This is a genomic window from Corynebacterium sp. HMSC034B08 (genome assembly GCF_001835805.1).
In the GTDB taxonomy this organism is placed as follows: domain Bacteria; phylum Actinomycetota; class Actinomycetes; order Mycobacteriales; family Mycobacteriaceae; genus Corynebacterium; species Corynebacterium coyleae.
Window position 1 is genome coordinate 58824 of record NZ_KV825964.1, and the last position, 26207, is coordinate 85030.

At 59.6% G+C, this 26207-nt stretch carries 26 protein-coding genes; 8 read left to right on the forward strand and 18 right to left on the reverse strand.

Going from position 1 to position 26207, the window contains the following annotated elements:
• Positions 1-36: 36 nt before the first annotated feature.
• Genes HMPREF2656_RS06670 through dop form a run of 5 tightly spaced genes read right to left on the reverse strand, consistent with a single transcriptional unit; the run spans position 37 to position 5035 of the window.
• On the reverse strand, positions 37-969 hold the full coding sequence (locus HMPREF2656_RS06670) for a helix-turn-helix transcriptional regulator (RefSeq protein ID WP_070816183.1): 933 nt from the start codon (positions 967-969) through the stop codon (positions 37-39).
• Entirely contained in the window at positions 959-1894 is a 936-nt protein-coding gene (locus tag HMPREF2656_RS06675) for a helix-turn-helix transcriptional regulator (protein ID WP_070816184.1), read from the reverse strand. The genes HMPREF2656_RS06670 and HMPREF2656_RS06675 overlap by 11 nt, the downstream gene beginning before the upstream one ends.
• 3 nt (positions 1895-1897) lie before the next feature.
• Entirely contained in the window at positions 1898-3271 is a 1374-nt protein-coding gene (gene pafA, locus HMPREF2656_RS06680; RefSeq protein ID WP_371440651.1) for a Pup--protein ligase, read from the reverse strand.
• Positions 3272-3303: 32 nt separating this feature from the next.
• A complete protein-coding gene (locus HMPREF2656_RS06685) occupies positions 3304-3498 on the reverse strand; it encodes a ubiquitin-like protein Pup (RefSeq protein ID WP_070816186.1) in 195 nt (64 codons plus the stop codon).
• Positions 3499-3514: 16 nt separating this feature from the next.
• Positions 3515-5035 carry a depupylase/deamidase Dop gene (gene dop / locus HMPREF2656_RS06690; RefSeq protein WP_070816187.1) on the reverse strand — a complete coding sequence of 507 codons (1521 nt, stop codon included), beginning with the start codon at positions 5033-5035 and terminating at the stop codon, positions 3515-3517.
• A gap of 642 nt (positions 5036-5677) precedes the next feature.
• Here dop and HMPREF2656_RS12525 point away from each other — a divergent pair.
• The 3 genes from HMPREF2656_RS12525 (at position 5678) to HMPREF2656_RS06705 (ending at position 8446) form a co-directional block, all read left to right on the forward strand.
• Positions 5678-6427, forward strand: a complete 750-nt coding sequence (locus tag HMPREF2656_RS12525; RefSeq protein ID WP_083279525.1) for an ABC transporter ATP-binding protein — start codon at positions 5678-5680, stop codon at positions 6425-6427.
• 16 nt (positions 6428-6443) lie between these two features.
• Complete coding sequence (locus HMPREF2656_RS06700) at positions 6444-7748, forward strand: hypothetical protein (protein ID WP_070484790.1); 1305 nt, start codon at positions 6444-6446, stop codon at positions 7746-7748.
• Between the two features lie 113 nt (positions 7749-7861).
• Complete coding sequence (locus tag HMPREF2656_RS06705; RefSeq protein ID WP_141750679.1) at positions 7862-8446, forward strand: hypothetical protein; 585 nt, start codon at positions 7862-7864, stop codon at positions 8444-8446.
• 162 nt (positions 8447-8608) lie between these two features.
• Here HMPREF2656_RS06705 and pdxS read toward each other — a convergent pair whose 3' ends face one another.
• On the reverse strand, positions 8609-9484 hold the full coding sequence (gene pdxS, locus HMPREF2656_RS06710) for a pyridoxal 5'-phosphate synthase lyase subunit PdxS (protein ID WP_070423174.1): 876 nt from the start codon (positions 9482-9484) through the stop codon (positions 8609-8611).
• A gap of 58 nt (positions 9485-9542) precedes the next feature.
• Here pdxS and HMPREF2656_RS06715 point away from each other — a divergent pair, with 58 nt between their 5' ends.
• Both HMPREF2656_RS06715 and HMPREF2656_RS13320 read left to right on the forward strand, forming a co-directional pair.
• Entirely contained in the window at positions 9543-10910 is a 1368-nt protein-coding gene (locus HMPREF2656_RS06715; protein ID WP_246825132.1) for a MocR-like pyridoxine biosynthesis transcription factor PdxR, read from the forward strand.
• An 8-nt stretch (positions 10911-10918) separates the two neighbouring features.
• Complete coding sequence (locus tag HMPREF2656_RS13320) at positions 10919-11098, forward strand: type II toxin-antitoxin system Phd/YefM family antitoxin (protein WP_210384752.1); 180 nt, start codon at positions 10919-10921, stop codon at positions 11096-11098.
• A gap of 3 nt (positions 11099-11101) precedes the next feature.
• Here the strand turns inward: HMPREF2656_RS13320 and arc are convergent, their stop codons facing one another.
• From arc to HMPREF2656_RS06735, 3 genes are read right to left on the reverse strand one after another with little or no spacing between them, the layout of a single operon-like run.
• Entirely contained in the window at positions 11102-12625 is a 1524-nt protein-coding gene (gene arc / locus HMPREF2656_RS06725; RefSeq protein WP_070816190.1) for a proteasome ATPase, read from the reverse strand.
• A gap of 38 nt (positions 12626-12663) precedes the next feature.
• The gene (locus tag HMPREF2656_RS06730) at positions 12664-13497 is read right to left on the reverse strand and encodes a tRNA (adenine-N1)-methyltransferase (protein ID WP_070423170.1); all 834 of its coding nucleotides are present in this window, start codon (positions 13495-13497) and stop codon (positions 12664-12666) included.
• Between the two features lie 15 nt (positions 13498-13512).
• Positions 13513-14724: a M18 family aminopeptidase gene (locus HMPREF2656_RS06735; protein ID WP_070816191.1), complete on the reverse strand. Its 1212-nt coding sequence runs from the start codon at positions 14722-14724 to the stop codon at positions 13513-13515.
• Positions 14725-14750: 26 nt separating this feature from the next.
• Here HMPREF2656_RS06735 and HMPREF2656_RS06740 point away from each other — a divergent pair, with 26 nt between their 5' ends.
• Complete coding sequence (locus tag HMPREF2656_RS06740; protein WP_070816373.1) at positions 14751-15590, forward strand: RecB family exonuclease; 840 nt, start codon at positions 14751-14753, stop codon at positions 15588-15590.
• Here HMPREF2656_RS06740 and HMPREF2656_RS06745 read toward each other — a convergent pair.
• From HMPREF2656_RS06745 to HMPREF2656_RS06775, 7 genes are all read right to left on the reverse strand, one after another.
• Entirely contained in the window at positions 15587-17254 is a 1668-nt protein-coding gene (locus tag HMPREF2656_RS06745; RefSeq protein ID WP_070484796.1) for a formate--tetrahydrofolate ligase, read from the reverse strand. The genes HMPREF2656_RS06740 and HMPREF2656_RS06745 overlap by 4 nt on opposite strands.
• Positions 17255-17259: 5 nt before the next feature.
• Complete coding sequence (locus HMPREF2656_RS06750; protein ID WP_070816192.1) at positions 17260-18570, reverse strand: anaerobic C4-dicarboxylate transporter; 1311 nt, start codon at positions 18568-18570, stop codon at positions 17260-17262.
• Between the two features lie 146 nt (positions 18571-18716).
• Positions 18717-20150, reverse strand: a complete 1434-nt coding sequence (gene aspA / locus HMPREF2656_RS06755; protein WP_070816193.1) for an aspartate ammonia-lyase — start codon at positions 20148-20150, stop codon at positions 18717-18719.
• A 55-nt stretch (positions 20151-20205) separates the two neighbouring features.
• Complete coding sequence (locus HMPREF2656_RS06760; protein WP_256381252.1) at positions 20206-20880, reverse strand: HAD family hydrolase; 675 nt, start codon at positions 20878-20880, stop codon at positions 20206-20208.
• Positions 20873-21268, reverse strand: coding sequence for a hypothetical protein (locus tag HMPREF2656_RS06765; RefSeq protein ID WP_070451478.1), 396 nt, complete (start codon positions 21266-21268; stop codon positions 20873-20875). The genes HMPREF2656_RS06760 and HMPREF2656_RS06765 overlap by 8 nt, the downstream gene beginning before the upstream one ends.
• Positions 21269-21292: 24 nt before the next feature.
• Positions 21293-22507, reverse strand: a complete 1215-nt coding sequence (gene mshC, locus HMPREF2656_RS06770; protein WP_070816195.1) for a cysteine--1-D-myo-inosityl 2-amino-2-deoxy-alpha-D-glucopyranoside ligase — start codon at positions 22505-22507, stop codon at positions 21293-21295.
• 10 nt (positions 22508-22517) lie between these two features.
• Entirely contained in the window at positions 22518-23345 is an 828-nt protein-coding gene (locus HMPREF2656_RS06775; protein WP_070816375.1) for an undecaprenyl-diphosphate phosphatase, read from the reverse strand.
• A 72-nt stretch (positions 23346-23417) separates the two neighbouring features.
• Between HMPREF2656_RS06775 and HMPREF2656_RS06780 the strand changes: the two genes are divergently transcribed.
• Entirely contained in the window at positions 23418-24455 is a 1038-nt protein-coding gene (locus tag HMPREF2656_RS06780) for a YncE family protein (protein ID WP_244268727.1), read from the forward strand.
• A 9-nt stretch (positions 24456-24464) separates the two neighbouring features.
• Complete coding sequence (locus HMPREF2656_RS06785) at positions 24465-25544, forward strand: quinone-dependent dihydroorotate dehydrogenase (RefSeq protein ID WP_070570326.1); 1080 nt, start codon at positions 24465-24467, stop codon at positions 25542-25544.
• On the opposite strand, the gene HMPREF2656_RS06790 is transcribed toward HMPREF2656_RS06785, so the two are convergent.
• Both HMPREF2656_RS06790 and HMPREF2656_RS06795 read right to left on the reverse strand, forming a co-directional pair.
• Complete coding sequence (locus tag HMPREF2656_RS06790; protein ID WP_070423161.1) at positions 25541-25897, reverse strand: hypothetical protein; 357 nt, start codon at positions 25895-25897, stop codon at positions 25541-25543. The genes HMPREF2656_RS06785 and HMPREF2656_RS06790 overlap by 4 nt on opposite strands.
• A 10-nt stretch (positions 25898-25907) precedes the next feature.
• A partial coding sequence (locus HMPREF2656_RS06795; protein ID WP_141761049.1) for a YbhB/YbcL family Raf kinase inhibitor-like protein occupies positions 25908-26207 on the reverse strand: 300 nt, incomplete at its 5' end.

Here is a 26207-nt window from a genome sequence, read left to right on the forward strand (position 1 = left end):
ATTGCATTCCTTTCAACAACAGACGTGTAAGGGCTCTTAGTCTAACGCCTCGAGCGCAGAATTCACGCGCGCCTCGAGTTCAGCAGCCAGTTTCGCTGGCTCTTGGATGCGTACGCGGTCGGCTTGACCTAGGCAGAACCGGATCAGCCAGTCGCCGCTGCCGTAGTGCATGGTGGCCGGAATCCACCCCGTTTCGGAGTCAATTACGTCACTTTCGATATCGATGTCCCAGTAGTCCGCCAGCCACGTCGCGTCCGGATGAATTAACAGCCGAGCCTTCGCCTGCAGGGCCATCCCGAAGGGATCGGCGCTGTCGAAGTCGGTGTCCGTGGCGGTGGACGGCTCGTCGAGAAGCACTGCTTCCCGGATTCGGTCAAGCCTGAACGTCTTCATCTCGCTGGCATCTGCGGCGCGGAGGTACGTGTTGCCGTCTTCATGGAAGAGGCTCGCCGGCTCGATTGTTCGCTTACTCGTTGTGTCGGAGGTTGCCGAGTAATACGTCACCTCAAGTTGCTTCTTGGCAGAGAGTGCGTCGGCGACAGTGGACGCAACACTCGACGTCGTGGGGTGCTCCGCATCGCCGATGCCACTCGAGGTTGTCGCTGCGCGAATCTTGTCGGCTGCGGAGCGGACCGCGCGGGCATCGACAAGCCCAGGCATTGTCTCTAACGAGTCGAGCAGCACCAGCAGCGCACTTGCTTCGACTGGGGTGAGGCGAAGCGGCTTGGTCAAGCCTTGATCGTCGATGATCCGCACACCCTTCCAGGAATGCTCCAGCTCGATCATCTCCCCCGGACCAGTGCCAACGCCCGACATGTACAGCAAGTCCAGATCATCGCGCACCTGCTGCGGATCTGCGCCGAGGTCTCGCGCGATCTCCATCACTGTCAGGTCCGCGTGGTTGGATGCGTAAGCAACGAGGTTGAGCAAACGCACCACGCGCTCTTGACGCTGCAGATCAGTGCTCATGAGGCTCCTTTCCCTTCGCAGAGCGCAGAAGCTTGACGACGTCCTCCCGTACCCCAGCTGGCTCCACCGCAATAACGTTGCCCGCGATGCTGGCAATCGCGCGAACGATCCAATCGCGGTCGACTGAGGTGAGCGTGATGGTGTCGTCGATACGCTTGCCCCGCATTGCGAGTTCTTCACCGGCTCCATTGGCAACGGCGACGGTGGCATCAACCAGGTCGCCTCGCAACGATGCCTCCACAATGCTTTGGAGCTCGCGTTCTTGCTCGTGGAACTGCTCCGATGTGTTGACACGTTTGACCTGGGAGATCTTCTTCACGCGGAAGACGCGCTCGGCACCGCGGTCGATGTCGTAGCCGACGAAGTAGGCACGGTTGTTCAGCGACACCACACCCCACGGGTCCACTACGCGACGCTCAGGATCCTTGCCTGGTGCGCGGACGAAGTCGAAGGACATGCGCTGCTTGTTGCGCACACACGCAACGATGGCGCGCAACGTCTCTGGGCGGAGTTGGAAGATGTCGTTGGACACCGACACCAACGTCGGAGCGTCCAGGTTCCGCGTCGCACCGGATGCGGCGAGCTTTGTCCATCCCGAGCGCGCGAAACTGCCGAGCGAGCCCGGCTGGGAGAGGTCTACGGCCAAACCGACGACGGATGCTTCCTCGGCGGTGAGATCCACCGGGGGAAGCTCGTAGAGGTCTTTATCGACCCAAACTTCCCCGTCCACAAAGTGGGCGGGAACCCAGAGTCGGCGCAGTTCTGCGACGTCACGGCGGATGAGATGACCTGCAGCGTCACGGCTGCGACCTCCGTAACCGTCGACGTGGCGCTGTACCCACGCGACGTCCCGCTTTTCAGGTGAGTTGAGCAGTGCAAAGGTGAGGCCGACCTGGCGGATGATCATGTCAGAATCGTCGGCCATGTGCTACTCCCCTTCCCCGGCGTTGGCGTTGGCGTTGACGTAGTCGATGAGATCATCTGCCTCGGCGCTGGTGTTGGCGAACGGGTCGAGCAACTCAATCGTGCGCGGCTCCGGACGGTTGACCTTCAGGTGCACCCAATCGACGTTATGTGGTGTCTCTGCCTCACGTACTGCCGCGAGGAACTTCCCGCGGATGGCGGCACGTGTGGTTTCAGGCGGGTTCGCCACGGCCTGTGCGATCTCGTCGTCAGTAATCCAGCGCTTGGCAAGACCTTTGCGCTCCAACAGATAAAACAGCCCGCGCTTGCGGTTGATGTCGTGATAGGTCAAGTCGATCTGGGCGAGCTTCGGGTGGTCCCAGCCGCAACCGAGCTTGGCACGGAACTGCTCAAGCAGTTTACGCTTGATCACCCAGTCGATCTCTGTGTCTACCTGGGAGAAATCCTGCGTCGCAATCGCATCAAAGGTGCGCTCCCACAAGTCCACGACGCGGGCCATCTCCTCGTTCGGCGTGCCCTCGTCTGGGCGTTGCGCCAACCAGCGCTTTGCAGCCTCAAGCGTTGTGCGCTGTACCTCCAAGGCGGTCACGGTGCCGCCCGCAGCTAGGTCGAGTGGTGTCGACCCGGTCGGGTCCGCTGCGATGTCTCGGATATGCGCAATCGGGTCTGTGAGCTCCATGTCGGGCAGGTCAAAGCCTGCCTCGAGCATCTCAATGACCAGCAGCATCGAGCCCACCTTCAGTGCAAAGGTGGGCTCGGACATGTTGGAATCGCCGACGATGACGTGCATGCGACGGAAACGGTGCGAATCCCCATGCGGTTCGTCGCGGGTGTTGATGATCGGGCGGGTGCGCGTCGTCGCAGAGGACACACCCTCCCATACCTGGTCGGCGCGCTGCGAGATGACGAATGTGTCGCCTGCGATCTTGCCGGCGCCGCAGATGAGCTGGCGTGTGATCAGAAACGGCAGCAGTTGCTGACCGAAGGACTTCAGCGCGAGTTCGCGACTGACCAGGTAGTTCTCGTGTGCACCATAGGAGTTGCCACGGGAGTCCACGTTGTTCTTAAACAAATAGGTCGACCCGCCGAGGCCGTCTGCTGCAAGGGCCTTGTCAGCCGTTTCTGCAAGATCCGCATAGATCCACTCGCCCGCCTTATCGTGCGCGAGGAGCTGGGACAGCGAGTCGCACTCCGCCGTCGCGTACTCCGGGTGCGATCCGACATCCAGGTAGAGACGCGCAGCGTTGTCCACATACACGTTGGAACTGCGGTGCTGCGCCACTACCGGGCGGAAGAGGTACCTGGCGATCTCTTCCGGGGTGAGCACTTGGCGGGCACCGTCGTAGGCGGCCACGCCGAATTCTGTTTCGACGCCCATGATGCGCCGCGGGTACCCAGCCACCATTGCGTTTACTGACCACCCTTTTGCACGAAGGACTTCACAAACTCCTCCGCGTTGGTGTCCAGCAGCGCGTCGATCTTGTCCAACAGATCATCCGTACCGGTCGTGTTGATTTGAGCTTGCCCGGCGCCTTGCGATGCGTCGAAGTTGTCACCGTTATCTTCACCGCCGCCACCTGCGGCGTGCATCTGTTGCGTAGCCATGGCTATCAGCCTACCTTTACCTATTCGTTTTCAAGCCCAGTCCGGCCAGCAATTCGGACACCGTGTTGGATTGGGCGATCAGTTCTTCGGTGTCCGCCGCGGTGTGCTCCCCGAGCAGGTCGAGCGGGACCCGGTAGAGCTGCTCGTCGACAGAAAACAGCATCGACTGCCAACTTGAGGCAACCAGATTCTCGCCGAATTTTTGGCCGGCAGTGCCGCGGAAGTACGCACGGGTGTCGCGCGGTGGTTCTGCGGCGGCGCGTTTGATCGTTTCCGCATCAACCAGCGTGCGCATAGCACCCTTGCGGACAAGCGCGTGATACAGCGACTGCGACGGGTCAATGTCCGAGTACTGCAGGTCAATCGCTTGCAGTTTTGCCATCGTCGCGCCGCGCTGCTCGAAACGCTGGATCAGCGACCACTTTGCGGTCCAGTCCAGCCGGTCCGCCGTCGAGAGCGGATCGCGCTCCAAGTCATCGAGAATCTCGCCCCACATTTCGAGCACTTGCTTATCGACGACCCCAAGCCCCTCAAGGCCTGCACACCGCTCACGGTAGATCCGCAAGATGGAGATTGCGGTGCGCGTGGTGTCGTCGACAAGCGAAAGCTCGTGCGTCAGTGCCGGATCGTGGCTAACCGCATGGATCTCCGCGACGGGGTCCTTCAGTCGCAGGTCTGAGAAGTCCACGTCCTGCTCAATGGCGTCGAGCACCAACTTCGTCATACCGAGTTTGAGGAAGTTCGAGTACTGACTCATATTCGCATCGCCCACGATGACGTGGAGGCGACGGAAGTCCTCCTCCGGTGCGTGTGGCTCGTCGCGCGTGTTCACAATGCCGCGGTTGAGTGTCGTCTCGAGCGAGATTTCCTGCTCGAAGTAGTCGGCGCGTTGCGAGATCTGGAAACCAGGCTTCTCCGATGCCTGGCCGATACCGACACGCCCGGCGCCAATGATCACCTGGCGAGTGACGAAGAATGGAATCAACGCCTGCGTGAGCCGCTCAAAATTGGTGTGGCGCGAGTACAGGTAGTTTTCGTGACTGCCGTAGGAGCGACCCTTGCCGTCGACATTGTTCTTGTAGAACTTCAGCGGCGGACACGGATCGTGATTAGCCAGGACGGAGACCTGCTCTTCCCACAGGTGGCGGATGTCAGCGGCGGCGTCATTAAGAATGTGATCGCCGGCTGCGTCATAAATCATGGTGTCCAAAGCGTTCGAGCATTCTGGGCTTGAGTACTCGGGGTGGCCGTGGTCAACGTAATAACGCGCACCATTAGCGACGACAACGTTCGCCACCCCGATCGCATTCGCGTCCACCACCGGCACACTGCGGTAGCGCTGCAGATCGAACCCACGGGCGTCCTTCAGCGGGGCTTCTTCCGCATAGTCCCATCGCGTACGCGCTTTTGTGCGCAACGCCGCGTACGCCACCACCGCGTGAGTGGAGGTAACTAGCGGGCTGATCAGCGGATTATCGGGGCAAGTGATGCCGTATTCGGTCTCGGTACCCATGTAGCGCAATTGGTTATTACTCATCACTTCAACAGACTACAGGCCGGGGGCAAATTGTGAGTATTCTCACTATTGTCGCAGAATAGTAAGCCATGCTATATTTTTTACACCAGTAATTTTCTGATGGAGGTGCTTCACCTCCGAACTTTTTAGGAGTAACGAACATGCAAGCTTCAAGGCGCCACATCTTCGCCATACTGACAGCAACCGCAATTGGTATGTCATTCCTCTCGCCCATATCAGACGCATCGCCAAGCAGTGGCGTCTCCTTGGAACCTTCTCAGTGGTCCGATTCGCCCACCACATCGATGACTGACGATGTTTCAGAGATTGTTCCGTACGATTTCCGCGAAAGTGGAGCGCCGGGAACCTGCCGTTTGGTTGTCTGGGATGTCGGTTGGGACAAGTCCACAAATTGGCTGGGCATCCAAGGCGGTCGGGAAAACTGCGCGAACAATGCTGAATTTTTCTTAGAGCTGCGCAAGGATATTCCTCGGGCACCGGACCCACTCATTGGTTCTGTCAGGGGCGTAAACAATCAAATAGTTCGAGCTTTTGGGGCATGCAAGGGACCTGGAAGCTACTACGGCCGGGTGGCCAGCAGCACAGGAAACTCGTTGCGTGGAGATAACTCCGGGGCCTGCCGATAAATAGGAAGGAAGCTCCTTGATCCGCACCAATTCCTTAAGCAAGACTTTCAAGTCACGCACTGGCACTACGGAAGCAGTCAAAGACGTGTCTGTAACGTTCCCGCCGGGTCTCTCGGTCCTGATAGGCGGCAACGGCAGTGGAAAGTCTACGTTGATACGTCTCCTGTGCACCATAGAAAAGCCGACACGAGGTGGATTTTCGGTCGATGGAACGGAGATCGCAGGAAGAGCGTTAGTTAACTATCGGCGTCGTATTGGCTATGTACCCCAAGATGTACGTTTCGCCTCGACTATGACATGCCGTGATGCCCTTGCATACGCAGGCTGGGTTGCAGGGCTTGATAGACGCGCCTATTTGCGACGAATCCCGGAAGTATTGGAGATGATCGAGCTCCCAGAGATTGAGAATTCCCGAGTCAGCAACCTGTCTGGAGGACAAACTCGGCGCGTTGGAATTGCAGCTTCCCTGATCCATTCGCCCGATATTCTATTTTTGGATGAACCTACCGCAGGTCTTGACCCGCAGGCGAGGATTGAGGTGCGACATCTCCTAAATCGTCTCAAAGATAGCGCAACAATCATTCTCTCCACGCATCTGCAGGATGATCTCGAGCATGTGGCTGACAACGTGGTTGCGCTCCACAACGGTCGCATCGCGTACGAGGGAGAATGGAATCGGTTAAAAGCTGTTTCGGCAGACAATTTTTCCTCGGTGTCAACCGATCCCCTAGAACGCGCCCTCGCTTACGTGGCATCGAAACATTAATTCAGGACTTCAGCTTATGATCACTAGAAAATTTGGCTCACCAGTGCTCATGGTGCTCGGTGTCCTTCAGGTGGTATTCGGTGTTGGGGTTTCCTTTTGGGTGACCTCTAAACAAATGCAATTTGCGTATCCGCGAACTGCGGATATCGCTGAGGCATTTCGAGATGCAACTGCTTTATCCTGCTTTGGACTAGCAGTCATCGTCTCCTACAACGTGGCAGCGTTAGCTTCTCCTCGCGTGGGAACTGCCAACTCACTTGGCCGATACCCGCTAAAACTGCAGGTTCTATTCTTGACCCTCGCCCCAGCATTAATTACAGCCGCGTCAATATCACTTGGGGCTATTCCTGCTTTTACCGATGCTATCGCTAAAAGTGCAGATGGATCCGTCTGGATTCTGCTGGTAGTCGCTGTCAGCACTGTTTTTCTCTCCACGGTTGCTGCGCTGTCCGCTTTCGTTGCGCTTGCCTTTCGCAAGTTTCATCCCGCTGTCTCGCCATTGATTGCAGTTATTGTCACCTACTTTGTTGTCGCGTTCGGTGCTAACAGTGCCAAAACTTGGGCAGTCGCTCCAATTGTTTTGCAGGCGGTTGATCCGACTGATCTCACTGAGCCTCGAAACCTGGTAGTTGCCTTGGGTGTAAGCGTTTGCCTCGCACTGGTAGCTGGTGGACTTCTTTTGTTGGCTGCTGGTGCTTCGAAAAACATTAGTCTTAGCGGAGTAATTGCTATTACGGCGATTGTCGGTGTTGCAGGTCTGTTGCAGGCAGCTGCAGGTCCCGTCGCGATCGTCGATCGAGACTCTTGCGCATTCTCGTCGGGCGGGTCAGAGATATGTGTGGATTCGGCCGATGAGCCCGGGCTTGAGCAAATGACTCGTGATATCTCCGCCCTCGAAGAATATTTACCGGACGGCGTAAGACCGAGGAAACTCGCCAGCAATTCGGCTTACCGGATCAAGTCCGGGGACCACGGTTACCAAAACTTTACGACCGCCGGCGAGGATCGGCGCCTAGACATCAGTGGGCTTCTTCTCGATGAGCTAGGAATCGGGTCATGTACAGATCCGACGTCCGAAGGAGCCTTTGTGATCGACCGAGTTGGGGTCTATATCACTAAGCGCACTGGTGTTTATTCCAAGAGCGTTGAGAAAAATGGTGCTTTCTACAAAAGCATTTCCGAGAGCGGTGAGACGGATCCAGCACCGGAGGACGTGCTATCTTCCCTTGACCACAGCGTGGTTGACAAAAACATAGCGAAGAACTGGAGAGCAATTGTGTCTTGTCAAGCTACATGGGAAATGTTGACGGAGGAGTCCTAGGTCAACCATTGACCATCGTTTAGTTACTCAGAGGTAGCCCGATGCCGATCCGTAGTATTCTCTTGTCCACCCCGTGGCACATCATTTGCCTTTTGGGGGCATTTTGCGGAGTAATGATTCGTTTAGTTCGTGGGATAACGTTTGAGGTCGGAGGTAGTCCCACTGAGACCTTTGGCATTACAGCTGTTGAGCTAGTTTCGCTTCTTTTCGCTTTGACCACGGTTGTGCTTGTAACACCTTCGATGCCTCACATTGATCTGCGGAGACGACGGGCTCAGTGGTTATCAGTATTTAGACAAACCTTTGGTGCGATGGTCGTCGTGATTGTCGCCTATTTCGCCTCGATCCAGAGCAATGTTGCTTATCATCTTGAGCCGGGGACCGATCCCGCCGTCAGTCCAGAGAGCGAACTGATTATCAACAACAGTGTGTTGATATTTGCGGCAGGTGCAATACTGATCACGCAGTGGGGAAAATCACTGGGGACACTCGCCACCATTATCCTGTGGGCGCTTTGTAATACGCCTTTGGTTTTCTTTACCAACTTCACCCCATGGCCTTTTGCGGTACTTCTAGATGCTGGACCGTGGTTCTCTCCGGAGCACCTATGCACTACAGGGCTAGTACTGATTGCGAGTTTTCTGGTGCAGTTCCGCACTGCCGGTGCTAGTGCTTTCGCAATTCGAAGAGACACATAGATTCGACCGCCCAATTCGAGTGGTTATGAGGAAATAGTCTTCGCCCCCAAGTATCACGCATGACCTGGGGGCGATGTGTTTGACAGGTTCGAGTCGCAGAGAACTTAGGGTCGTACAACTATGGCCATTCTCAACCGGTTAGTCGATGCACGAATAAATGCGTCACCAGCCGCGCTCAGCCAGGCGGTGCGGTGCCGGGAGGTCGGAGACGTTGATGCCCACCATCGCCTCGCCCAGGCCACGGGACACCTCGGTGACTACCGCGATGTCGTTCCAGTTCTGCGTCGCCTTCACCACAGCCTTTGCGCGGGCCTCAGGGTTGCCGGACTTGAAGATGCCGGAGCCGACAAACACACCGTCCGCGCCGAGTTCCATCATGAAGGCCGCATCAGCCGGGGTGGACACGCCACCAGCGACAAGCAATGGCACTGGCAGCTTGCCGTTCTCGGCAACCCACGCTACAAGGTCGTACGGAGCCTGCAGCTCCTTGGCGGCCACGTAGAGCTCGTCGCGGTTGTTCTCCCAAATAGCCTGGAGGCCAGCGATCTCGCTGGTGATCTTGCGGATGTGCTTGGTGGCCTCGGACACGTCACCCGTGCCAGCTTCACCCTTGGAGCGGATCATGGATGCACCTTCGTTGATGCGGCGCAGTGCCTCGCCGAGGTTGGTCGCGCCACAGACGAACGGCACGGAAAAGCCACGCTTGTCAATGTGGTTGACGTAGTCCGCCGGGCTGAGCACCTCGGACTCGTCGATATAGTCCACGCCCAGGTGCTCGAGGATCTTCGCCTCCACCGTGTGGCCGATGCGGGCCTTGGCCATGACCGGGATATCGACGGTGTTGATGATGCCTTCGATCAGATCCGGATCCGACATGCGGGCCACACCACCCTGGGCGCGGATATCCGCGGGGACGCGCTCGAGGGCCATCACAGCGACCGCGCCGGCGTCTTCGGCGATCTTCGCCTGTTCTGGGGTGACGACGTCCATAATCACGCCGCCGAGGAACTTCTGGTTCAACTGTTCTACATCAGACATACCGCTTAGTCTGCACCTCCAACTGGTAGATTCCAAGAGCCAGTTATATTTAGATTCTTTGGACCAGTTGATGCTTCTCGACGTCTCACGCGACTATCCCACGCCCATTCCTGCTCAAATCGCGGCAGGGATCCGCGACGCTGTTGCCACCGGCGCGCTTTCGCCTAACGACGCAATCCCGTCCACCCGTGCCCTAGCCGAGCAACTCGGGGTATCGCGCGGCAGCGTCGTCACTGCATATGACCAGCTCGAAGGCGAAGGGTACCTGCTGACCAGCCAGGGAGCGCCCACGCGGATCCACCCGGACCTCACCGTCGCGGCACGGATGCCTGAACGCGTCACCAGCGCGCCGCCCCGTATGATGCCGAAGGCCCAGATCTCCCTGAAGCCCTCTCCTGGCAATGCGGGTACCATCCGCCCCGCTACGTGGCGCAAAGCATGGCGCGAGGCCGCTGCTGAACCCAACAACTCCATGCATAAGTCCGGGGAGCCGGAGCTACGCCACGCGGTGGCTGAACACCTCCGCCTTGCACGCAGCATGCGCGTTTTGCCGGATCAGATCGTGGTCACCGGCGGCTCACGCGAAGGGCTGATGTGCATCCTCTACGCACTAGGGCCCGCACTTCGCGTCGGTGTGGAGGATCCCGGACATCCAGGACTAAGGCGAGTGATCCCGCTCGGCGGCCACGAGGTCATGGAATGCGCAACCGATCACGAGGGCATTGTGGTTAGCGAACTCCCCGACACTCTGGACGCTCTGCTGGTAACCCCCTCCCACCTCTACCCGTTCGGTGGCGCCATGCCCGCCACCCGCCGTGTGGAGCTCCTGGAATGGGCGGCTCGCACCGAAACCGTGATAATCGAAGACGACTTCAACACCGAATTGCGCTACCGCATCTCCCCGCAGCCTGCGCTGTCCTCGCTGGCCACACGCGCGGACGTGCTCACCCTTGGCACGTTTTCCACGCTGCTTTCGCGGGAACTCGCGGCCGGCTACGTCGTCGCCTCGCCAGCAACTGCAGAAGTGCTGCGCGAGGTTCGCAGCGTCCTCGGCATGCCAGTTTCTTCGGTCACACAGCGTGCCATCGCGTACTTGCTTAACGACGGCGTCGCTCGCCGCTCATCTCGCGCTGTGCACCGTGGTCTCGCGAAGCGGCGCGAAGTACTCAACGAGCGGCTGGTTCCGTTGGTCAACGGTGCAGAACTTGCACCCGGCGACGGCGCAGACCTTGCAGTGCATTTTGACACGCGAAAGGAACGGGATGCGTTTGAACAACGCCTGCTTGAGGCAGGCGTCGAGTCTGGCCATGAATCTGCATTGTGGACAAATGGTGGCGACGGGCTGTTGCTGAGCTTTGCTCACTTGAGCGCGTCTGACTTCGACCATGCCGTTGAGATCGTCGTCCAAACTGTCGGACGCATATGATGAAAGTCATGACTTACTCAGAGTCTCGCAAGGGGGCCGACTTTGTCTCGAGCACGGAATACGAGTCAATGAACGAGACCTCTTTTCTACTTCAATCACCCGCGAATGCCCGCGTACTCAAAGAGCGAATCGACCGATTAGAAAAAGGGTTATCGGTGCAGAATGCACTCATCGAGGAAAATGAATAACTACTACCCGATAACTTCTGCAGCGACGACACGCTTGCCGTGGCGGCCGGTAATACGCGCCCACTCGTCTGGGTTCGCGGTGTTCGGCATGTCTTCACTCTCGTCTTGCTCGTCGCGTACTGCTTCGCGCAGGTGATCAGCGGTGACACCCGCGGTAGATACACCTGAGAGGTGGTCCTTGATCGCAAGCTTCTTCGCGCGATCCACCACGTTGGCAATCAAAGCGCCAGAGACGAAGTCGGAGTAGTGCAGTACCTCGGCGGTGCCGTCGACAAGTTCGAGTCGCACGAAGGGGCGCGGGGCGAACAGAGCGGCAGCGGCTGCGTCGATAAGTTCCTCGCGGCGTGCTGCCAGTGGAATCGATTCGGTGAGATAGCGGGCGAGGATGTCCTTCGACTCCTCCTTGTTGGGCCGCGACACGCGGACCTTGATGTCGAGGCGACCCGGGCGCAGGATTGCCGGGTCGATGAGTTCCTCGCGGTTCGTCGCGCCGATGACGATGACGTTCGCGATGTCCTCCACGCCATCGATCTCAGTCAGCAACTGCGGCACCACGGTGGTTTCCATGTCGGAAGAAACACCGGAACCGCGGGTGCGGAAGATCGATTCCATCTCGTCGAAGAAGACGATGACGGGGTTGCCCTCAGAAGCGAGCTCGCGAGCGCGCTCGAAGATAAGGCGAATGCGACGCTCGGTCTCGCCGACGAACTTGTTCAGCAGCTCGGGGCCCTTGACGTTGATGAAGTGTGCCTGTCCCCCGTCGCCAATACGCTGCGATAACGAGTTCGCCACAGCCTTTGCAATCAGCGTCTTGCCACAACCCGGAGGGCCGTACAGCAACAAGCCCTTCGGCGGGGTGAGGTCGTACGCGGCGTAGAGCTCGGGGTGTGAAAAGGGCAGCTCGACGGAGTCCTGGATCGTCTCAATCTGGGAGGACAGCCCGCCGATATCTTCGTAGGTCACATCCGGGATTTCCTCGAGCGAGAGTTGGTTGACCTCGGTTTTCTGGATGCACTCAAACGCGTAACCGGCGGACGAATTCACCAGCACCGTATCGCCTGCGCGCGTGGTTTTGAGTAGCGGTTCGGCGAGCATGACCAGCGACTCCGCGCCTTGCTGGTCGGCGACCACGGCGCGATCTGTGCCGATGCGTTCCACCATCGTGGCAATCTGGCCAGTTGGGGTAAACCCGCAGGCTTCCACTACAACGGTCCCCTCGCCGAGGCGCACAAGCGTGCCCGGTACAAGGGCTTGCGGCTCGACCAAAGGCGAGATTTTCAGACGCATCCGCCGACCGGACGTGTGCACTTCCGCCTCCCCATCGCGAGTACCCGGGGCGAGGTAGATGCCGTAGGTGGACGCGGGCTCGCCGAGCTCCTCGACCTTGACGTAGAGGTCATTGAGCTTGTCGCGGCTGGACTTCAGCAACTCCGCAAGCCGCTTGTTGAGCGCCCCCAAATCTTGATTCTCGCGCTTGAGGTTGCGCAATTCCGGCCCGAAAGCATCGTCTTCAATGTGTCCAACCATGGATCCGAGCCTACCTATCGTCGATAGGACGCAAGTGCTTATCGACGAGCCTTACGCTGCGGGCGCGGCGGCGTCACACCATCAGCGAGCCTGCGGGTCCAGACAAGAAACGCCGTGTGTGCGTTCATGCGGTGTTCAGGGCGCGTGGCCAGGCCGTCGACCTTCCACTCGCGCAGCAGGGTCTCCCAGGCGCGCGGCTCGGTGAAGCACTTCGCCTCGCGGATAGCCTCCATAATGTTCATCAGCTGTGGCACGGTGGCCACGTACGTCATGAACACACCACCTGGGATGAGCACGTTCTTCACGGTGTCGATGAAGTGCCACGGCTCGACCATGTCCAAGATGACGCGATCCACCTGGCCGTCGAGGTCTTCCGGGGTGACCTCGCCGAAGTCGCCGAGGCGCGGCGTCCACCATTCTGGTTCGCCACCGAAGTATTCAGCGACGTTGTCTTTGGCGAACGCCAGGTGGTCGTCGCGAATCTCGTAGGAGTACACGTGCCCCTCGGGTCCGACCGCGCGCAGCAGCGACATGGTCAACGCGCCGGAGCCGGCACCCGCCTCCAACACGCGTGCGCCCATGAAGATGTCACCCTCAACGAGGATCTGGGCCGCATCCTTCGGGTAGATCACCGCGGCGCCGCGGGGCATGGACAGCACGTGATCCACCAGCAGGTGGCGGAAGCAGAGGTAGTCCGAACCCAGCGTGGACTTGACCACCGTGCCCTCGTCGGCACCGATGATGTCATCGTGACTGACGATGCCCTTGTGGGAGTGGAACTGGCCACCCTCCTTGAGCTCGATGGTGAAGTGGCGGCGCTTCGCGTCAGTGAGCTGCACCTTGTCGCCTGGCTGGAACGGTCCCGAATACATGCCGGTAAGTATGCCCTACTGTGCGCCGGTGTAAAAAGCCGACAGTGCGCGCACGAAGTAATCCATGTCGTCCACTCCGCACAGCTCGCGCGCGGAGTGCATGGACAAAAGCGGCACACCCACATCGACCGTCGGAAGGCCCAGACGCGTCGAGGAAATCGGGCCAATCGTCGACCCGCACGGCACAGCGTTATTGCCCACAAAGGTTTGGTGCGGCACGCCGGCAGCGCGGCACGCCAGGATCCACTCGGCCTCTGTGGCGGCATTGGACGCGTAACGCTGGTTGGCGTTGATCTTCAGCACTGGTCCCTTATTGATCAGCGGGTGGTGCGTCGGATCGTGCTTGCCCGGATAGTTTGGGTGCACCGCGTGTGCCGCGTCGGCGGAAACCTGGATGGAGTTCGCGATGATCTCAGACGGATCGCCGAAGGCCGCAGCCACCTTGGTCAGGACGCGCTCCAACATCGGGCCGCCGGCTCCGGCGGTGGATGCAGAGCCCACCTCCTCGTGGTTAAAGGCCGCAAGCACCAGAATGTCCTGGGCATCGTCCTTGGCGGCAAGCATCGCCTCGAGCGACGCCCACACACTGGTCAGGTTATCCAGGCGACCAGCGGCCAGAAGATCACCGATGACCTCGCCGCGCTGTGCGTCCGCGGTGATGAGTTCGTGCGCCACGATGTCGTCTGCAGCAATGCCCGCCGACTCCGCCGCCAACTCGAGCAACGGTCGGTCTACGCCCAGGATCGGCTGGGTGTGGACCTGGCGGTCGATCTCCGGCACATCGCCGCGGTAGAGGTGGATAGCCAAGTTGGGAACGCGCGCAACCGCCCCCGTGTTCACCAGGTGCTCCTTGCGGTCAGTGGTCACTACTCGGCCGGCAAAGGTGAGGTCGCGATCAAACCAGCTCGCCAGGATCGGCCCTCCGTAGACCTCGACGGCAACCTGGCGGAACCCTTCACGCACCACATCCGGGTCCGGCTTGGCCATCAAGCCAGGTGAGTCCGTGTGCGAACCGACAACACGGAACCGCGGGTTGGGGTTCTCCGGGACCCACCAGGCAATGACGGCGCCATCGCTGATGATGAGGTGGCCGCCGGGGCGGGTGGCGTCGTCGTCAAGCAATGCCCGGCGAGTAAACCCTGCTGCCTCGAGGCTTGTGGCGACGTTTTCCGCCGCGTGATAGGCGGATGGACTCTGGCTGATGAAATCGATGAACGGCTGTGTCATACCCCCACTCTAAAATGTTGGGCACCATGACACCCAGCAAAACACCACGACCACTCGCCCTGTCCCCCTCCCGCGCGTCCGATTACAAGCGCTGCCCGCTGCAATACAGGTTCCGCGCGATCGACCGCCTGCCGGAACCATCCACGGAAGCGCAGGTGAAAGGCACCCTGGTTCACGCTGTCCTGGAGGAGATGTTCACGTGGCCCAGGGAGGAGCGCACCTACCCCGCCGCCGTGAAGCGGCTCAAACCGACGTGGGAACAGATGCGTATCGACGACCCCACCTGCGCCGAACCCGTCGAAGACGACTACCAGCTGCTCGTGGATGCCCGCACGCTCCTGCGCGGTTATTTCACCATGGAAAACCCGCTCGGCTTCGACGCGCACGCGCAAGAAATGCCAGTTGATTTCACGCTGCCCAACGGCGTTCCCGTGCGCGGGTTCATCGACCGTGTGGACATTGCGCAGACCGGTGAGGTACGTGTTGTCGACTACAAGACCGGCAAGAAGCCACTGCCCCGCTACTCCCAGGACGCGCAGTTCCAGATGCGGTTTTATGCACTGGTGTACTGGCGGCTCTTCGGCGTTGTGCCGACCCAGCTGAAACTGATGTACCTGAAGGTGATGGACTCAATGATCCTCACCCCTTCACGCGAGGAGCTGGAGTACTTCGAGCGCGACCTGGCGGAGTTGTGGTGGAAGATCGAAGCCGACGGCAAAGCCGGCTCGTTCCGTCCACAGCAGTCAAAGCTTTGCGGGTGGTGCGCCTTCCAATCACTGTGTCCAGCGTTTGGCGGCACACCACCCGAGTATCCCGGTTGGCCCGGCTCCCGCGCAGAGGAGGAGCCGGGGCCGGAAACGGACTAGAACAGTCCGCTGACCACGCCGTTCTCGTCGACGTCGATGTTGTTGGCTGCCGGCTTCTTCGGCAGGCCAGGCATGGTCATCACATCACCGGTCAGCGCGAGGACGAAACCTGCGCCAGTGCGCGGGATGAGATTGCGTACGTGCAGGGTGTGGCCCTCGGGTGCGCCAAGTTCCGTCGGGTCGTCGGAGAAGGAGTACTGCGTCTTGGACACGCAGACCGGCAGGTTGTCAAAGCCGTTGTCCTTCAACGTCTTCAGGTCCTTCAGAGCTGCAGCGGAGTACTGCACCTCGCCTGCGCGGTAGATCTCCTTGGCGATGGTTTCGATGGACTTCTCCACCCCCTCAGCTGGGTCGTACAGCGGGTGCGATTCGCCCTCGGTGAGGTTCGCTAACAGGGTTTCCGCGAGCTCGGTGGCGCCGGCGCCACCTTCGGCCCACACGTTGGCGTCGGCAAGCGCGATGCCCTTGGACTCTGCCCAGTTACGCACGAAATCGAGCTCGGCGTCGGTATCGGTGACAAAGCGGTTGAGCGCAACCACCGGGGTGACGCCGAACTTGCGCACGTTTTCCACGTGGCGCTCCAAGTTCACGATGCCCTCTGCAAGCGCATCGACGTTCTCGGCCTTGAGGTCTTCCTTAGCAATGCCGGCGTGGTGCTTGATCGAGCGGATCGTAGCGACGATCACCGCACCTGCGACATCCAAGTCGCCATAGCGGGCCTTGATATCGAAGAACTTTTCCGCACCCAGGTCAGAACCGAAGCCGGCCTCCGTGAGCACAATATCGGCGTAGTCGAGTGCCGTGCGGGTTGCGATGAGCGTGTTGCAGCCGTGTGCGATGTTGGCAAACGGGCCGCCGTGGATAAAGGCGGGGGTACCGCCGAGCGTCTGCACCAGGTTCGGGTTCACGGCGTCCTTGAGCAGAGCGGCCATCGCGCCCTGTGCCCCGATCTCACCGGCGGTGACCGGCTTGCCGTCGTACGTCAGACCGATGGTGATCGCAGCGAGGCGACGCTTCAGGTCCTCCAGGTCCGTGGCCAGGCCAAGGATCGCCATGATCTCAGACGCAGCCGTGATGGTGAAGCCGGTTTCTGCCGGAACACCCGAGGTCGGGCCCCCGAGGCCAGTGATCACGTTGCGCAGCACGCGGTCATTCACGTCCACGCAGCGCTGCCAGGTCACGCGACGCGGGTCGATGTTGAGCTCGTTGCCCTGATGGATGTGGTTGTCGATCAGCGCAGCCAGGGTGTTGTTGGCGCTGGTGATGGCGTGGAAGTCACCGGTGAAGTGCAGGTTGATCTGCTCCATCGGAACGACCTGGGAGTAGCCGCCACCTGCTGCACCGCCCTTGACGCCCATGACCGGGCCGAGCGAAGGCTCGCGAAGCGCCACCATCGCCTTGTGTCCAAGCTTCGCCAGTGCATCGGTCAGACCGATCAGCATGGTGGACTTGCCCTCGCCAGCCGGGGTTGGGGACACACCGGTCACCAAAACGAGCTTGCCCGGCTTGCCCTTCGGGGTCTTGTTGATGTCCACCTTGGCCATGTACTTGCCGTACGGGATGAGCGCGTCCTCATCCACGCCGGCGCGAGCGGCAATGTCGGTGATGGGTTCGAGTTCGTGTGCTTGAGCGATTTCGACGTCAGTCAACGGTTGTGCAGTCATGCATCTCACACTACCGCCGCACCGATGAGGTATCCCAGGATTACGCTGACTAAAATGCAGACCACTCCGGGGACGAGGAATGGGTGGTCAAACACGTACTTGCCAATGCGGGTCGAGCCGGTGTCATCCATCTCCACCGCCGCGAGCAGGGTTGGGTACGTGGGCAGGACGAATAGTGCAGAAACCGCCGGGAATGCTGCAAGTGCCGTGAGTGGGCTGACCCCTATCGCCAATGCGGCGGGGATGAGCGCTTTCGCCGTAGCGGCTTGTGAATACAACAGTGACGCGGCGACAAAGAGCACGACCGCGAGCAGCCAGGGTTTTGACGTCAGCACGTTACCGGCGATGTTTTGGATGTCGTCGATGTAGTAGTTGATATACGTCGTACCCAGCCACGCCACGCCGAGCACGCAGACACATGCGGACATGCCGGATCGAAAAACTTGGGTGTTCAGAATCTCCGCGGCAGCAGTGCGGGTGCTCATAATGATGGCGACCGCGGCGCTGAGCATGATGGCCATGATTGCCTCGTTGCGTGGCACTGTTGGCTCTGCAATCAGGCCAATCTGATCCGAAATCAGCGTTGCGTAGACCATCACAATGACGATCGCTGCCAGAAAGATAGCGACCGAGCGCTTCGCTCCTGGTGCGGGAACGTAATTGTCATGAGCTTGGTGCGTTGCGACGAGCCCAGCGGCCTTGCGTTTGAGGTACACGGGGTCGTCGTCAAGCTCACTGCCCATATGATTGGCAACCCACGCCGTCGGGAAAATTGCGAGGAACGTCGCAGGAAGCATCACCGCAAGAATCTGGAGATACCCCACCCCAAGCGGTTCAAGCGCTGACGCCATGAACACAACTGCTGCAGAGATTGGTGAAGCGACGATCGCCATCTGTGAAGCGATCACGGCCGCTGACAAGGGGCGTGAAGGACGAACGTTTCCTTCCTTAGCTACCTCTGTAATAACCGGCATCGTGGAAAATGCCGTATGCCCCGTTCCCGCGAAGACTGTCATCAACCACGTCACCATCGGGGCGTACACAGTGATGCGCTTAGGGTTTCTGCGTAAGAGTCGCTCCGCAAGATCCACGAGGTATTGCATGCCACCGGCGAGCTGCATTGCAGAAATTGCTGCGATAACGCACATGATGATGCCGATGACATCAAACGGGATTGCATCTGCGGTGACCGGCATGCCTGTCGCACCGAGCAGCAACACCCCCAGTCCTCCGGCGAAGCCGATCGCGATCGAGCCAATGCGTGCACCCAACACGATTGCCCCGAAAAGAATGAGGGTGTGCAGGGCAACCAACATGGTGTGCGCTCCTTCATTACGGGTTAGTAAGAACTTCCGCCATTATCCCGTATTGATCACACCAAAAGGAAACGGGGCAGGTGTGAGATTGGCTACCACCCTGCCCCGGTTCACCGCTGACGCGGAAGGAAATGCGGTTTTAAAACCTACTGAGCGTCGTCCTCATCAACGTAGAGCTTGCCGCGGAATTCCGGGTGCATGAGGTTTTCCTTGCTCAGCAACCGCTTCAAATCCTCTTCCTCAATAAGGCCCTTCTCCAGCACCAGGTCATAGACGCTCTTACCGGTGGAAGCAGCCTCACGGCCAATGATGTCACCGTTATGGTGACCAATCACCGGGTTGAGATAGGTGACGATGCCGATCGAGTTAGTCACGTAAGCCTCGCACACGTCCTTGTTCGCAGTGATGCCCACAACGCACTTCTCGCGCAGCGTACGTGCCGCATTGGCCAGCAGACGGATCGACTCAAACAAGGACTGAGCAATGACCGGCTCCATGACGTTGAGCTGGAGCTGACCTGCCTCAGCAGCCATGGAGACCGTCACGTCGTTGCCGAAGACCTTGAAGCACACCTGGTTAACAACCTCCGGGATAACCGGGTTGACCTTGGCCGGCATGATCGAGGAACCAGCCTGGCGCTCCGGAAGGTTGATCTCGTTCAGACCAGCGCGAGGACCGGACGACAGCAGACGCAGGTCGTTACACATCTTGGAGAGCTTCATTGCCGCACGCTTGATAGCGCCGTGCATCATGACGTAGTCGCCGGTATCCGAAGTGGCTTCGATCAGATCCGGAGAGGCCTGGATGTCCAGGCCGGTGACCTCGCGAAGTGCCGTGACAACCTGATCTTTGTAGCCGTTCGGAGTGTTAATTCCCGTACCGATTGCGGTTGCGCCAAGGTTGACTTCCAGCAGGGACGTCGCAGCGTTGCTGATGGTGCGCTGCTCTTCATTGAGGTTTGCGCCAAACGCAGTGAATTCCTGACCCAGCGTCATCGGAACCGCGTCCTGCAACTGAGTACGACCCATTTTGATGATGTCGGAAAACTCGTCGCCTTTCGCGCGCAGTGCCTTCTGCAGCTCGTCGAGCTCCTCAAGCAAGCCCTGCACCGCGTAGTACACACCGAGACGCAGACCAGTCGGGTACGCATCGTTGGTGGACTGGGACATATTCACATCATCGTTCGGATTGATGATGCCGTAGGAGCCCTTCTCAGCACCAACGTATTCCAGTGCGAGGTTAGCCACCACCTCGTTCGTGTTCATGTTTGCCGAGGTACCCGCGCCACCCTGGAACAGGTCGATCGGGAACTGATCCATGCAGCGTCCCTCTTCCAGAATCTGGTCGCAGGCCCACGCAATTGCTTCGGCTTTCTCGCGCGGCAACACATGCAGGCGACGGTTCGCAATAGCGGTAGCCTTCTTCACTTGGGCCATGCCACGGATGAACTCCGGCAAATCGTTCAGGGTGCTGGCCGACAACTTGAAGTTGTCTACTGCTCGCTGCGTATGCACTCCGTAGTACACATCAGCGGGGACTTCAGCCTTGCCAAGCAGGTCTTCTTCAATACGAGTGCTCATGGCACACCACTATACGTAGCAAACCGAAGCCTCTCGACGATTGTGCGCGTGACACCTACGCCCCGCAGGCTGCAGCAAACCAGCGGTACACGTCGTCGGCACTGGCCCCCACAAACAGGTGGGGATCAAACCGATACACACCGGCAGGTACATGATCCGCGAGCCCCAACACTGCACATCCCGCTGCAGCCGCAGCTGACATGCCACTGAACGAGTCCTCGACCACGAGACAGTCTTGCGGAGCGGCGCCGACGCGCCGGGCTGCTTCGAGGTACATGTCGGGGGCAGGTTTCGGGTGGATCACTTCGTCGCCAGTAATGGTGCCGGTGAAGAACGCACGCCCAATCGCATCAATGCACGGATCTGCCAGGACGCGTTCAGTATTCGTCGTCACGAACATGGGCATGTGGTCTTCCTTCAGCGACTGCAGCACTTCAAGAATCCCTGGGTTGCATTCGATACCTGCAGAAAACAGTTCAGCCATCCGACCGAACATCCAGTCTTTATAACGCTGTTCGTCGCCGTCAGTCAGTGTGTGCTCCGCCCACTGCGCCACAATGCGAAGCGTGTTCGGGAAACTCCCGCCAATGGTGCGCTCGCGAACCTCTGGGGTCAGTGGCCGACCAAGCAACTCCCCTAACTCGTAGGTCGCCTGTCCCCACAGCGGCTCGGTGTTGATCAGCGTGCCGTCCATATCCCAGAAGACGGCCGCCGGACGCTGCCTACTCAAATTCCGGCAGCGCTTCTAGCGCCTCATCGGTCGCGCCCGCCGCGGTGCACACCCGAATCACGAGCGTCTCAATATCTGCCTTTTCTTCTGGCTCAAGCACCGCGTCCGCATGACGGACATTGAACGCCTCCAAGCGCTCGTAGAACGGTCCAACTAGCCCCACCAGTTGCTGGTCCTCTGGCTGGGAACCGAGTGCGTCGACCTCGTCGAGGTACTGCTCGAGCATTTTCCGCAACTCGGGCAACACGGACGGGTCGAATGGCTCGTCCCACAACTCCTTGTCTTCCTCAGAAAGGTAGGAGCCTGAGGCGAACATCGTCAGGTCATCGATAAACTCGTCGACTTCAGGCTGGAACTGGGCACGAATCGTGTGTGCTGCTGCGCTCATGACCACCATTGTGCTGGATGAGGCCTAGAGATGCACACCGAGTAGCCCCTCAAGTGCTGTCGCAATCACACCGTCGCAGTCGCCCCGTGCTTCATCGACCACACGAAGAGCTGTGGGCGTGTCAAGGTCGTCTGCCAGCGCAGCGCGCAACTTATCGACGACACCGAGCGCCTCGTCTTCAGACACCTCGTTCGCCAGGGCCTCACGCCACCGGTCGAGTCGCTCCTCAGCGGTGTGAAGAATCGCGTCGGAGAAATCACGGTCTTCCCGGTAGTGCTGGGAAAACACCGCCAGCCGGATCGCGGAAGCCTCGTGGCCTTGCTCGGTGAGCTTGTGAACAAAGACGAGGTTACCTAGTGACTTCGACATCTTCACACCATCAAGTGCGATCATGCCCGCGTGCACATAGTGGCCGGCCATCCGGTCCACGTGCAGCGCGGCCTCTGCGTGCGCGGCCGAGAACTCGTGGTGTGGAAACGCCAGGTCCGAACCACCACCTTGGATCGCGAAACTTGCTCCTAAGCGGTTCGTCGCAATCGCGGAGCACTCTACGTGCCATCCCGGACGACCTAGGCCGAACGGCGAGTCCCAGGCTGGCTCGCCCTCACGGTGACCACGCCAGATCAGCGCGTCAAGCTTGTCGCGCTTGCCTTCACGCTCCGGGTCGCCACCGCGTTCAGCGAAGTACTCCTCCATCGTTGCTCGGTCGAGGTTCGACTCGTAGCCAAACTGCTCGGTTGCATCGATCGAGGCATACACATCGCCCTGGTCGAGTGTGTAAGCCACGCCTTCGTCGAGAAGCTTCTGCACCATCTCGATGACCTCATCGACAGACTCCATCGCGCCGATGTAATCGCGCGGCGGGATGACGGAGAGAATCTCCATGTCACTGCGGAACAGATCGATCTGGCTTGAGCCGAGTTCGCGCCAATCCACACCGTCACGCTCGGCTCGCTCGAACAGAGGGTCATCAACATCGGTGATGTTCTGTACATAGTGCACCTTGTGACCGTTAGCGATCAGCTGACGCTGCACAAGGTCGAATGTGAGATAGGTGGCAGCGTGTCCCAGGTGGGTCGAGTCGTATGGAGTGATACCGCAGACATACAACCCCACTTCGCCCTTCGCATCCGGCGTGGTATCCACAGGTTTCACCTGCTGATCAGCGGTGTCGTAGAGCTTCAGCGGCACCGAAGTGCCGGCAATGTTAGGAACAATTGGGTTCGGCCAAGCTTGCATGCGCCCAACCCTACACAGGCTGCATGACACCAGTGCCAAGCAGAATCATCACAATGACACCGAGTGGGATGCGGTAGGCAGCGAACCAGGCAAACGAGTGGTTAGAAACGAACTTCAGCAACCACGCAATGGAGATGTAACCGACGATAAAGCCAATTCCGGAGCCGACAAGCAGCTGCATTCCGGAGGCAGCCTGTCCCGCTTGCGGGTCAAACGCATCGGGCAAGGAGAACAGACCAGACGCGAGTACCGCGGGGATAGCCAGAAGGAAGCTAAACCGGGTAGCAACCTCGCGGTCGAGGTTGAGGAACAAACCACCCGAGATCGTTCCGCCGGAGCGCGACACACCAGGAATCAGCGCTAGGCACTGCCACAGGCCCATGAGAACGGCGTCCTTCATAGTCAGCTCCTCAAACCCACGAGACTTCTTGCCGCAGCGTTCCGCAAGAATGAACACCAGAGAGAACAAAATGAGCACGGTCGCGGTGATCCACAAGTTGCGGAAGTTTTCGCGAATCAGGTCCTTCAGCAACACACCTGCCAACCCGACTGGGATCGTGCCGGCGATGACCATCCAGCCCATGCGGTAATCAAACCCTCGCTTGGCCTTGTCGAACAGTCCAGCGAACCACGCGGTGAGAATCCGCCAAATGTCCTTGGCAAAGTACACAAGTACGGCAAGCTCGGTACCGAGCTGGATCACAGCGGTAAAACTTGCGCCAGCGTCCTCCCCCCAAAACAACTCTGAGACGATACGGAGGTGACCCGACGAGGACACCGGGAGAAACTCCGTCAAGCCCTGCACGATGGAGAGGACGATCACCTGTAGCCACGACATCATGGCTGCACACCCTACTCCGCACCGCGCTTGATCACTGAACGCAGCAGGCTGATTGCTAGGCTTACGTGCGTGATTGTTCGACGTACTGCTTCCCGTTTTACTGCCGCACTCTGCCTTAGCGCGGTGTTACCGCTCGCGCTGGCAGCATGCAGCGCCACCCCGAACGCAAAAATCGAGGAGGCGGGTGGCGACGCCGCAGCCAACATGGGCAGCGCCGAACCTGCCCAGTCCCCTGCGAGCGAGAACCCGGCTGGGCGTGTAGTGCAGTTTGAGGCTGTGCGCGACCTAGACACGACAAACGGTGTTGTCGGGGTGCGCACAGAAAACGCTCTACTGATTGGGTCGATCGACGACATTGCCAACGGCAAGGCTGAAGAGCATCCACTCGACGCGTCGTGCGGGGATGTATCTGCCAGCGATGGGTCGTTCGCAGTGGCGTGTGATGGGGCTGTCAACGTCTTCGGCCAAGCCGCGCAAACTATTAGCACCGACCTTCCGGTGACTTCGGCGACTGTTGTTTCCAGCGGTGAAGTGCTCGCTGCAAGCGATACAGAGCGCAAAGTGTGGGTGTTTAAGGACGGGGAACTGTCGGACACGATCGATGTTGCCCGCGAGACCGACCAGCTGCAGGCGGTCGCCCTCGACGGCCAAGATGACGCGGTAGTTCGCATCAGCAGCTTCGACACCACCATCCAGGACATCGACTGGCAGGGCTCCCGCCAGGGCGGCACGCTGCGTGTTGGCCTCGGCGTGGGCAAGGTTGCCGCAGGCGAGCACGGGCTTGTGCTCGCCGCCGACTCCACCGGCAACCAGATCCACGTCTACACCACCGACGACATCATTCGTCTCCAGCAGAGCGCACCTGTGCCGGAAGGCCCGTGGGACGTCGCGTGGGATTCGTCGCAACGCCTTGCATGGGTAAGTTCCTTGGCTGAAAACACCGCAACCGGATACGACATCTCCCAGGGTGTGCCGATCGAAAAGAAGAGTTTCGCCACTGTCGCGAACGCTCAGAGCATCATTTCGCTTGACGACGGCACCGTCGTCCTCGCATCCGCCACCGGCGATGGCATCCAAATCGTCGCACCCGACGAGCAGATTAACTAGGAGACCAACATGAGTCTTTACGACCGCGCCCTGCAACTGATGTTCCGCATCCCGCCGGAGCGCATCCACGGCATCATCAGCGGTGGCCTGCGTGTGCTGGATGCCGCGAGTCCCATCAACCGCGCACTCGAGAAGGTTGTACGCGTCCACGACCCCGTGCTGCGCCAGACAGTGTTCGGCGTTGACTTCCCTGCCCCGCTCGGACTTGCGGCTGGGTTTGATAAAAACGCTGAAGCTATCGACGCCTGGGGCGCCGTTGGCTTCGGCTACGCAGAGATGGGCACGGTGACTCCGAAGCCGCAGCCGGGTAATCCCGCCCCACGCCTGTTCCGCCTTCCCGCGGACAAGGCAATTTTGAACCGTATGGGGTTCAACAACAAGGGTGCACTCGTTGTCGCAGATAACCTGCGCAGCAGGAAGTCCGACGACATCGTCGGGATTAACATCGGCAAGAACAAGACCGCCGAAGACGCTGTCGCCGACTACCGCGCAACCGCTACCGCCCTTGGCCCGCTGGCCGACTATCTCGTGGTCAACGTGTCCTCCCCGAACACGCCGGGTCTTCGCGACCTGCAGGCGGTGGAGGAGCTTCGCCCCATCCTTTCCGTGGTGAAAGAGTCGACCACCACCCCGGTGCTGGTCAAGATCGCGCCAGATCTTTCGGACGAGGACATCGACGCTGTTGCAGACCTCGCTGTCGAACTTGGACTCGACGGCATCGTGGCGACCAACACCACGATCTCCCGCGACGGGCTGCACACCAATGCAGACGATGTTGCAGCCATGGGTGCGGGTGGCATCTCTGGTGCACCCGTTGCGGCACGCTCACTCGAGGTGCTCAAGCGCCTCTACGACCGCATCGGCGGCCAATTGGCGATCATCAGTGTTGGCGGTATCTCCACACCCCAACAGGCGTGGGAACGCATCACTTCAGGTGCCAATCTGTTGCAGGGCTACACGCCATTCATCTACGGCGGCCCGGGTTGGATCCGGGATATCCACCGGGGCATTGCTGCACAGATTAAGGCCCACGGTCTGAACTCTATTGAGCAGGCCGTGGGCAGTGGGCTTGAGTGGAAAGCGCTCTAGGCCTTCGGTTGCACGCTGCGCCGTAGAATCACGGCGCAGAAGCCCGCGGCGATAGCCCAAGCGACAAGCCACACCGGCGTCGTCGTGAATAATGCGGTGTTCGGCAAAATTACCCCAAGGCCGATCAAGACGATCGCGATGAAAAGGGCGATAACCTGCGTGCGCGAGCCTTGCTGCTCTTTGTTCGTGGTCGCAAACGCACCGACGAGAGCGACAGCCACAAGCACCGTGAGCACCTGAGGGGTGATCACAAACCCCTCATCACCACGGGTAAATCCGACGACTGCATAGAGGACGAGTGCGGCGGCAAGACCTAAAAAGGCACCGCCGACGCGAAGCTGCACAGGTACCATTCGCCGAATACTACTGGTTCTCGTACCAACCCCAGATGATTGCCCGGCCCAACGAGTGGAAGTTCAGGTTGAACCCGAGCTGCGTTGGGTTCGCGATCTGATCTGCCGGCAATTCCGTGTCCACCGCGTGGACTACGAACAGGTAGCGGTGCGGCCCGTGGCCTGCCGGCGGGTTTGCGCCGTAGAACCCTTTAACTCCGGAATCACCGGTGAGCACAACCGCGCCGACGCCCAGGTCCTCCTTGGCGCCTGCGCCAGCAGGCAGCTCGGTGATATCTGCCGGGATGTTGAACGCGGACCAGTGCCAAAA

Coding starts and splice junctions, on each gene's coding strand:
- HMPREF2656_RS06670 (WP_070816183.1), bottom strand. CDS start 969: ATGAGCACTGATCTGCAGCGTCAAGAGCGCGTGGTGCGTTTGCTCAAC.
- HMPREF2656_RS06675 (WP_070816184.1), bottom strand. CDS start 1,894: ATGGCCGACGATTCTGACATGATCATCCGCCAGGTCGGCCTCACCTTT.
- pafA (WP_371440651.1), bottom strand. CDS start 3,271: ATGGGCGTCGAAACAGAATTCGGCGTGGCCGCCTACGACGGTGCCCGC.
- HMPREF2656_RS06685 (WP_070816186.1), bottom strand. CDS start 3,498: ATGGCTACGCAACAGATGCACGCCGCAGGTGGCGGCGGTGAAGATAAC.
- dop (WP_070816187.1), bottom strand. CDS start 5,035: ATGAGTAATAACCAATTGCGCTACATGGGTACCGAGACCGAATACGGC.
- HMPREF2656_RS06700 (WP_070484790.1), top strand. CDS start 6,444: ATGATCACTAGAAAATTTGGCTCACCAGTGCTCATGGTGCTCGGTGTC.
- HMPREF2656_RS06705 (WP_141750679.1), top strand. CDS start 7,862: ATGATTCGTTTAGTTCGTGGGATAACGTTTGAGGTCGGAGGTAGTCCC.
- pdxS (WP_070423174.1), bottom strand. CDS start 9,484: ATGTCTGATGTAGAACAGTTGAACCAGAAGTTCCTCGGCGGCGTGATT.
- HMPREF2656_RS13320 (WP_210384752.1), top strand. CDS start 10,919: ATGACTTACTCAGAGTCTCGCAAGGGGGCCGACTTTGTCTCGAGCACG.
- arc (WP_070816190.1), bottom strand. CDS start 12,625: ATGGTTGGACACATTGAAGACGATGCTTTCGGGCCGGAATTGCGCAAC.
- HMPREF2656_RS06730 (WP_070423170.1), bottom strand. CDS start 13,497: ATGTATTCGGGACCGTTCCAGCCAGGCGACAAGGTGCAGCTCACTGAC.
- HMPREF2656_RS06735 (WP_070816191.1), bottom strand. CDS start 14,724: ATGACACAGCCGTTCATCGATTTCATCAGCCAGAGTCCATCCGCCTAT.
- HMPREF2656_RS06740 (WP_070816373.1), top strand. CDS start 14,751: ATGACACCCAGCAAAACACCACGACCACTCGCCCTGTCCCCCTCCCGC.
- HMPREF2656_RS06745 (WP_070484796.1), bottom strand. CDS start 17,254: ATGACTGCACAACCGTTGACTGACGTCGAAATCGCTCAAGCACACGAA.
- HMPREF2656_RS06750 (WP_070816192.1), bottom strand. CDS start 18,570: ATGTTGGTTGCCCTGCACACCCTCATTCTTTTCGGGGCAATCGTGTTG.
- aspA (WP_070816193.1), bottom strand. CDS start 20,150: ATGAGCACTCGTATTGAAGAAGACCTGCTTGGCAAGGCTGAAGTCCCC.
- HMPREF2656_RS06765 (WP_070451478.1), bottom strand. CDS start 21,268: ATGAGCGCAGCAGCACACACGATTCGTGCCCAGTTCCAGCCTGAAGTC.
- mshC (WP_070816195.1), bottom strand. CDS start 22,507: ATGCAAGCTTGGCCGAACCCAATTGTTCCTAACATTGCCGGCACTTCG.
- HMPREF2656_RS06775 (WP_070816375.1), bottom strand. CDS start 23,345: ATGTCGTGGCTACAGGTGATCGTCCTCTCCATCGTGCAGGGCTTGACG.
- HMPREF2656_RS06785 (WP_070570326.1), top strand. CDS start 24,465: ATGAGTCTTTACGACCGCGCCCTGCAACTGATGTTCCGCATCCCGCCG.
- HMPREF2656_RS06790 (WP_070423161.1), bottom strand. CDS start 25,897: ATGGTACCTGTGCAGCTTCGCGTCGGCGGTGCCTTTTTAGGTCTTGCC.